The following is a 7,411-nucleotide window of genomic DNA, read 5'->3' as shown; positions in this document are numbered from 1 at the left end:
CCCCCAGAACGATGCCCAGCCCCGCCCGCAGACCCGCTCCCGGTCAGGCGCAAAGCCTGCTGCCCCCAGCGCCCATAAGGGTGAGCGGATCGCCAAGGTGCTGTCGCGCGCAGGCCTCGCCTCGCGCCGTGAAGCCGAAGCGATGGTTGAGGCCGGTCGCGTGCAGGTCAATGGCAAGCGCATCGACAGTCCCGCGCTGAATGTCAGCCCCGGCGACAAGGTGCTTGTGGACGGCAAGCCGCTGGCCGCGCCTGAACCCGCACGGCTGTGGCTTTATCACAAGCCGCAGGGCCTTGTAACAACGGCGCGCGACGAAAAGGGCCGCGAGACGGTGTTTGACGCGCTGCCCGAAGATATGCCGCGCGTGATGTCGGTGGGGCGGCTTGACATAAGCTCCGAGGGGCTTTTGCTGCTGACCAATGACGGAGAATTGAAGCGCAAGCTGGAGCTGCCCTCAACCGGCTGGCTGCGCAAATACCGGGTACGTGTGAACGGCACCCCGGAAGAAAAAATGCTGGAGCCGCTGCGCAAGGGTATCGTGCTGGAAGGCGAGCGGTTTCAGCCGATGGCCGTGGCGATCGACCGCCAGCAGGGCGCCAATGCCTGGCTGACCGTCGGCATCCGCGAGGGTCGCAACCGCGAGGTGCGCCGCGCGATGGAGGCCGTGGGGCTGGCCGTGAACCGGCTGATCCGCATCAGCTATGGCCCGTTCCAGCTGGGCGATCTGGCGGCGGGCGCGGTGGAAGAGGTGCGCAGCAAGGTGCTGCGCGACCAGCTCGGCGGCTCTCCGGATGCTGAGGCCGGGGCAGAGACCGGCGCCAGACCTGTCCGGAAACCCGCCCCTGACAGGGCGAAACCGGCGTCAACCCCGGCGCCGAAACGCGCCACGCGCAATGCGCCCGCCAAAAATGCGCCCGAGAGAAACGCGCCCGAGAGACATGCGCCGGAAAAAGGCGCAGCCCGTGGCGGCGCGGGCGGCGGCGCGAAAAACAGCGCCCCCAGAAACAGTGCCGCAAAGAACCATACGCCAAGGACCGGCGCCGCCGATCCGGCCAGCACGGCAGAGAAGCCCGCGCGCCGCTCCTGGGGCAGCAAGTCTTTCGGCGGCAAGCCGGGTGCCGGTGGCAGTGATGCGAAGCCCCGTTCATGGGGCACAAAGCGCGCCCAACCCGGCAGCGCACCCACCCGCGCGCCGCGCAAACCCTCAGGCCCGGGGCGCTGAAGCCGGGCCTTCAGACGCATTCGGTGGCTTTCCAAAGCCCGGTTTCTTCGCGTATAGTCAGCGCCGTGTCGCCTGTTTCGGCGCCGCCGCAAACCCGCTGAACAGCCACCCGCCGATGGGTGTGCGCGACGATACAGGATCACCGCATTGACAACCCAGGGTATTCAGAAAACCGCTTACGTTCTCCTGATGGGGTTGGTGATCTATGTCTGGGCAGTGGGGGGCTGAACCATGGCCAGACGCTTTGGCGGCGCTCACAGCCCCGGAGGTGACCCGCGCGCAGAAGCAGCGGCACCGGGTACAGTGATACGCGGCAAACGCGCGCATCCGGTCGGCGCGCGGGTGCATCTGCTATTCATCCTGCCCTTCCTTTTCGCCTTCAGCGCCTTCTTCAAGGACCCGGCGGGGCTGGCGGTCAATCTGGGCGTCTTCGCGCTGCTTCTGCTGTCGGCATGGCTGACCCGCGAAGGCGTGATCGCGCAGGATGCCTATGACAACCGCCGCGTCGCCCGCCGCCCCGCCATTCCGCGCAAGATCTTTGGCGCGGCCGCGATGGGGCTGGGGCTGGGGATCGCCGGGCTCCTGGGTGCCGGCGGCCTTGTTCCGGCGGTAATTTTCGGTGTGCTGGGCGCGGGGCTGCATTTTGCCGCCTTCGGCGCGGACCCGTTGAAAGACAAGGGGATGGAGGGGATTGATCTTTTCCAGACCGACCGTGTGGCGCGCGCCGTCGAAGAGGCCGAAGAGCATCTGAAAGCGATGAGCGATGCTATCCTGCGCTGCCGTGACCGCCAGATCGAAGACCGCCTGCGCGAGTTTCAGACCCATGTGCGCGCCTTGCTGCGCACCGTCGAAAATGACCCCCGCCGCCTGAGCGCGGCGCGGCGCTACATGGGCGTCTATCTGCTGGGCGCGCGCGATGCGACGGTCAAGTTCGCCGATCTTTACGCCCGCCGCCGCGATACGCAGGCCCGGGCCGATTACATTGCGCTGCTGGACGATCTGCAGAAGAATTTCGCCCTGCGCACCGAAACCCTGCTCGACAGCGACCGTCAGGCGCTGGATATCGAGATTGATGTGCTGCGCGAGCGGCTTGAACGCGAAGGCCTGCGCCCTCCGATCCCCGGCAGCCTTGCCGTCGATCTGGAAATCGGCGTGCCCGCCCCCCAGAATGCCTCCGAGAAAGGAAACCCCAATGTCTGAAGACGTGCGCCAGCAAGCCCTGCACCTGACCACGGCCATCGAGGAGGCGACCCAACTCGCCCTGCCCGAGCCCGCCGCCGAGGTGATGACGCTGGAACAGGCCGACCAGCCCGCCGCCACCGCGATCCGCGAGCGGATTGCCGAAATCGACATGCATTCGACCGGCTCGATCATCGGTTTCGGCTCACGCGCGCAGCTTGAGCTTCAGCAGATCAGCCAGGCGATGCTGGTGGATGTGAAGAACAAGGACGTGGGCCCCGCCGGTGACTCGCTGCGCCAGATGGTCACCACAATCCGCGGCTTCGCGGTCAGCGAACTGGACACGCGGCGCGAACGTAGCTGGTGGGAACGCCTGACCGGCAAAGCAGCACCGATGGCCAATTTCATGGCCCGCTATGAAACCGTGCAAGCCCAGATCGACCGGATCACCGAAACCCTGCTGGGGCATGAGACCGCCCTTCTCAAGGATATCAAATCGCTGGATCTTCTCTATGAGAAGACTCTCGATTTCTACAACGAACTGGCGCTCTACATCGCCGCCGGTGAGGCGAAGCTGAAGGAAATCGACGCCACCGAAATCCCGGCCAAACAGGCCGAGCTGGACGCCGCCGATGAGAATGACAAAATCCTCAAGGCGCAGGAAATGCGCGATATCCGCGCCGCGCGCGACGATCTGGAACGCCGGGTGCATGACCTGAAGCTGACGCGGCAGGTGACCATGCAGTCGCTGCCGTCGATCCGGCTGGTACAGGAAAACGACAAGTCGCTGGTCACCAAGATCAACTCGACGCTGGTGAACACCGTGCCGCTGTGGGAAACACAGCTGGCGCAGGCGCTGACCATCCAGCGCTCGCGCGAAGCGGCGCAGGCGGTGCGCGCGGCCAATGACCTGACCAATGAGCTGCTGACCAAGAACGCCGACAACCTGCGCGATGCCAACCGCGAGGTCCGCCAGGAGATCGAGCGCGGGGTCTTTGATATCGAGGCGGTCAAACATGCCAATGAGCAACTGATCGCCACCATTCAGGACAGCCTTGAAATTGCCGATGCAGGCAAGGCCAAACGCGCCGCCGCCGAAGAGGAATTGCAGAAGATGGAAGCAGAACTGCGCGAATCCCTCGCTTCGGCCCGGGCCCGTGCCAACGGCTGATAGCATCATGGCGCCACCTGTCACCGCGCGCCTGCGCGGTATTCTCGGCGCGGGGATGCTGAGCGCGGGCCTTGCGTCCGGCTGCGCGATGATTGAACCGCCGCAAACCCGCAGCATGGCGCCCGCGCCCGCCCGCCCGGCCGCGCTGACACGGATCATGCCCGACCCGTCGGAGCTGGCCGCCTATTACCAGCGCATCGAGGATGATCGCGTCGCCCGCGGGCTGATGCGGCGTGACGATGGCGAGGTGCCGATCAGCGCCAGCATCCTTGCGCGCAACTACATCGATATCGCGCTGCATGACGAATACCTGCTCAATGCCGGCCGCTTCACCTCCCGCACAACGGCCAGCGTGCTGCGCCGCTGGGAAATGCCGGTTGTCTATCGGATGGAATTCGGCGCCTCGGTCCCGCCGGCGATGCGTGCGCGCGATCATGCCGATGTCGCCGCGCTGGTCTCAGACATGGCGGGCGCGGCGGGCCATGCGATGCGGCTGCTGCCTCAGGGTCAGGCTCAGGGAGCGAATTTTCATGTTCTGGTGCTGAATGAGGAGGAGCGCCGCGCCATCGGCCCCCGGCTGGAAGAGCTGGTACCCGGGATTGACGCCGCCGCCGTGCGCCTTGTCACCGACATGCCGCGCGAAACCTTCTGCCTTGCCATGGCCTTTTCGCGCGACGGCAGCGCCACCTATACCGAGGCCTTTGCCATCATCCGCGCCGAACACCCCGCCCTGACGCGGAAAGCCTGCTACCATGAGGAACTGGCGCAGGGTCTGGGGCTGGCCAATGACAGCGCCAATGCCCGCCCGTCGATCTTCAATGACGATCAGGAATTCGCGCTGCTGACCGGCCATGACCGCCTGTTGCTGCGCCTGCACCACGATCCCCGCCTGCGGCCCGGCATGACCGAGCCCGAGGCAACACCCATCGTCTTTCGCATTGCATCCGAGCTGGTGGCGGGCGAAAGTTGAGCCCGGAACCGGGCAACATTCTGCATTGAAAGGAGGCGCGTCATGGTCTTCAATTTCCTCAAGGGCCAGTTCATCGACGTCATCGAATGGCTTGATGAAACCCGCGACACGCTGGTCTGGCGCTTTGAGCGCTATGGCAACAACATCATGATGGGCGCCAAGCTGACGGTGCGCGAAGGTCAGGCAGCGGTCTTCATCCATGAAGGGCAGATGGCCGATGTCTTCGGTCCCGGCCTTTATGAGCTGCAGACCAACAACATGCCGATCATGACGGCGCTGCAGCACTGGTCACACGGCTTCAATTCTCCGTTTAAATCCGAGGTCTATTTCGTCAACACCCGCCGCTTTGGCGGGCTGAAATGGGGCACGCAGAACCCGATCATGCTGCGCGACCCCGAATTCGGGCCGATCCGGCTGCGCGCTTTCGGTTCCTACGCGATCCGTGTCTCTGACCCCGGCCAGTTCATGAAGGAGATCGTCGGCACCGACGGCGATTTCACGCAGGACAAGGTCTCGGGCCAGATCCGTAACATTATCGTGCAGAAGGTCAGCCGGGTACTGGCGGGCTCGGGCATTCCCGCGCTCGACATGGCCGCCAATACCAAGGAGCTGTCTGATATCATCCGCGAGGGTATTGACCCGACGATGGATGAATACGGGCTTGATGTTGTTGAGCTTTATATCGAAAATATCTCGCTGCCGCCTGAGGTGGAGAAGGTGCTTGATCAGCGCACCTCGATGGGAATCGTGGGCGATCTGAACAAGTTCACCCAGTTCTCGGCCGCGCAGGCGATGCAGAATGCCGCCAGCGCCAGTGGCGACAATGCGATGGGTGCGGGCCTTGGCATGGGGATGGGCATGGGCATGGCCCAGTCCATGGCCAATGCGATGGGCGGGATGAACCAGCAGCCGCCCGCACCGCAATCGGCACCGCAGGCAGCGCCGCCGCCCCCGCCGCCTTCAGAATCCGTCTGGCATCTGGCCGAAAACGGGCAGACCAAGGGGCCGTTCAGCGCCGCGCAGCTTGGCCAGATGATCACGCAGGGCGGTTTCAGCCGCGAATCTCTGGTCTGGGCGCCGGGACAGGATGGCTGGATGAAGGCGGCCGATGTCGCCGATCTGGCGCCGCTCTTCTCGGTCTCGCCGCCGCCACCGCCGCCCGCCGGGTGACGCATGTCGCAAACGGAAGCCGCGGCACCCGCTGACCGCCATCAGTTCCCCTGCGCGCAATGCGGCGCGCAGCTGCGTTTCACGCCGGGGCAGCGGCGGCTGACCTGTCAGTATTGCGGCCATGAGCAGGAAATCCCCGCCAGCGACGAGGACCGCAACACCGCGCTGACCGCGCTTGACCTGCATGAAGCGCTTGCCAACCACCTGCCCCCCGAGGCGATGGAGGAGACGCGGGTTCTCAACTGCACGAATTGCGGCGCGCAGGTCGAATTCGACCCAAACACCCACGCCCTGCAATGCCCTTTCTGTGCCTCGCCAGTGGTCACTGACACCGGCACCCACCGCCACATCAAGCCCGCCGCCGTTCTCCCCTTCCGCCTGACGGAAAAGGAGGCGCATGAAGCAATGAACCGCTGGCTGAAGAGCCTGTGGTTCGCGCCCAACGGGCTGAAGCGCTACGCCCGCTCCGACCGCCAGCTTGACGGGCTTTATGTGCCCTACTGGGCGTTCGATGCCTTCACCCGCTCACGCTATACCGGCGAGAGGGGGGATGCCTATTATGAGACCCGCACGGTCACCCGCAACGGCAAGACCAGCACCGAGCAGGTGCGCAAGATCCGCTGGCGCCCGGCCCGGGGCAATGTGCAGCGCCAGTTCCATGACGTGCTGGTCATGGCCGCGCAAAGCCTGCCGCGCAAATTCACCCGCGCGCTGGAACCCTGGATGCTGGGCGACCTTTCGCCCTATAATCCGCAGTTCCTTGCCGGTTTCCGCGCCGAGGGCTATACCGTCGATCTGCCCGACGGCTTCAGGATCGCGCAGGAACGCATGGAAGAGGTGATCCGCCAGGATGTCCGCCGCGATATCGGCGGTGACGAGCAGCGCATCCACAGCCTGAGCACCGACCATTCGGACGAAAAATTCAAACACCTCCTGCTGCCGATCTGGATGGCCGCCTATCGCTACCAGAACAAGAGCTATCGCTTCATCGTCAATGCCCAGACCGGCAAGGTTCAGGGTGAACGGCCCTGGTCGAAATGGAAGATCGCGGGTGCGGTCCTGCTGGCTGCGGTTCTGGCAATCCTCTTCGTGTATTTTGGTGACTTCCGGTAATGCGCGCGCTGGTGCAGCGGGTCAGCGAGGCGGCGGTGCGGGTGGAGGGCGCCGTGGTCGGCCAGATCGGGCCGGGGCTGCTGATCCTTGTCTGCGCGATGCAGGGCGATGACCGTGCGCGCGCCGAGGCGCTGGCCGACAAGATCACCCGGCTGCGCATCTTCCGCGACGATGCCGGCAAGATGAACCTCAGCCTGCGCGACACGGGCGGTGCGGCGCTGGTCGTCAGCCAGTTCACGCTTGCCGCCGATACATCGCGCGGCAACCGGCCCGGCTTTTCCGCGGCCGCCCCACCCGATGAGGGCCGCGCGCTTTATGAGCATTTCGCCGCTCACCTTGCCGCCACGAGCATTCCGACCGCACGCGGGGTGTTCGGGGCCGATATGAAGGTCTCGCTGGTCAACGACGGGCCGGTGACACTCTGGCTGGAAAGCTGAAACCAGCGCTTGCCCCCTCCTCCGTTCAAAAATATCCTCGGGGCGTGAAGGGGCCGCAAGGCTCGGAGGGGCACCCAATATGCCCCCCATCCCCGGCCCAGTCACTTATACACAAAAGACGCAGCCGACGATCTTACGCGTGTAGATAA

Annotated in this window: 7 protein-coding genes; all 7 read left to right on the top strand. The window is 65.0% G+C overall.

Features of this window, described 5'->3' with window-relative positions; all coding sequences use genetic code 11:
- The coding region (locus tag V7Q53_RS22560) for a pseudouridine synthase (RefSeq protein WP_442954471.1) at window positions 1-1,222 on the top strand (1,222 nt) is incomplete at its 5' end.
- 231 nt (window positions 1,223-1,453) lie between these two features.
- Window positions 1,454-2,422: a 5-bromo-4-chloroindolyl phosphate hydrolysis family protein gene (locus V7Q53_RS22555; protein ID WP_333831196.1), complete on the top strand. Its 969-nt coding sequence runs from the start codon at window positions 1,454-1,456 to the stop codon at window positions 2,420-2,422.
- A complete protein-coding gene (locus tag V7Q53_RS22550) occupies window positions 2,415-3,572 on the top strand; it encodes a toxic anion resistance protein (protein ID WP_333831194.1) in 1,158 nt (385 codons plus the stop codon). Before V7Q53_RS22555 ends, V7Q53_RS22550 begins: the two co-directional genes overlap by 8 nt.
- A 7-nt stretch (window positions 3,573-3,579) precedes the next feature.
- Window positions 3,580-4,542 (top strand): DUF2927 domain-containing protein, encoded by a 963-nt coding sequence (locus V7Q53_RS22545; RefSeq protein ID WP_333831192.1) that lies wholly within the window; start codon window positions 3,580-3,582, stop codon window positions 4,540-4,542.
- Between the two features lie 42 nt (window positions 4,543-4,584).
- A complete protein-coding gene (locus V7Q53_RS22540) occupies window positions 4,585-5,712 on the top strand; it encodes an SPFH domain-containing protein (RefSeq protein ID WP_333831191.1) in 1,128 nt (375 codons plus the stop codon).
- Window positions 5,713-5,715: 3 nt separating this feature from the next.
- Window positions 5,716-6,825, top strand: coding sequence for a primosomal protein N' (replication factor Y) - superfamily II helicase (locus V7Q53_RS22535; RefSeq protein ID WP_333831190.1), 1,110 nt, complete (start codon window positions 5,716-5,718; stop codon window positions 6,823-6,825).
- Window positions 6,825-7,262 (top strand): D-aminoacyl-tRNA deacylase, encoded by a 438-nt coding sequence (dtd, locus tag V7Q53_RS22530; RefSeq protein WP_333831188.1) that lies wholly within the window; start codon window positions 6,825-6,827, stop codon window positions 7,260-7,262. Before V7Q53_RS22535 ends, dtd begins: the two co-directional genes overlap by 1 nt.
- Window positions 7,263-7,411: the final 149 nt, after the last annotated feature.

The sequence above is a fragment of the Pararhodobacter sp. genome (assembly GCF_036802785.1).
In the GTDB taxonomy this organism is placed as follows: Bacteria; Pseudomonadota; Alphaproteobacteria; order Rhodobacterales; family Rhodobacteraceae; genus Pararhodobacter.
Note: the sequence above shows the minus strand (reverse complement) of the source record. Positions and strands in the feature narration are given on the sequence as shown.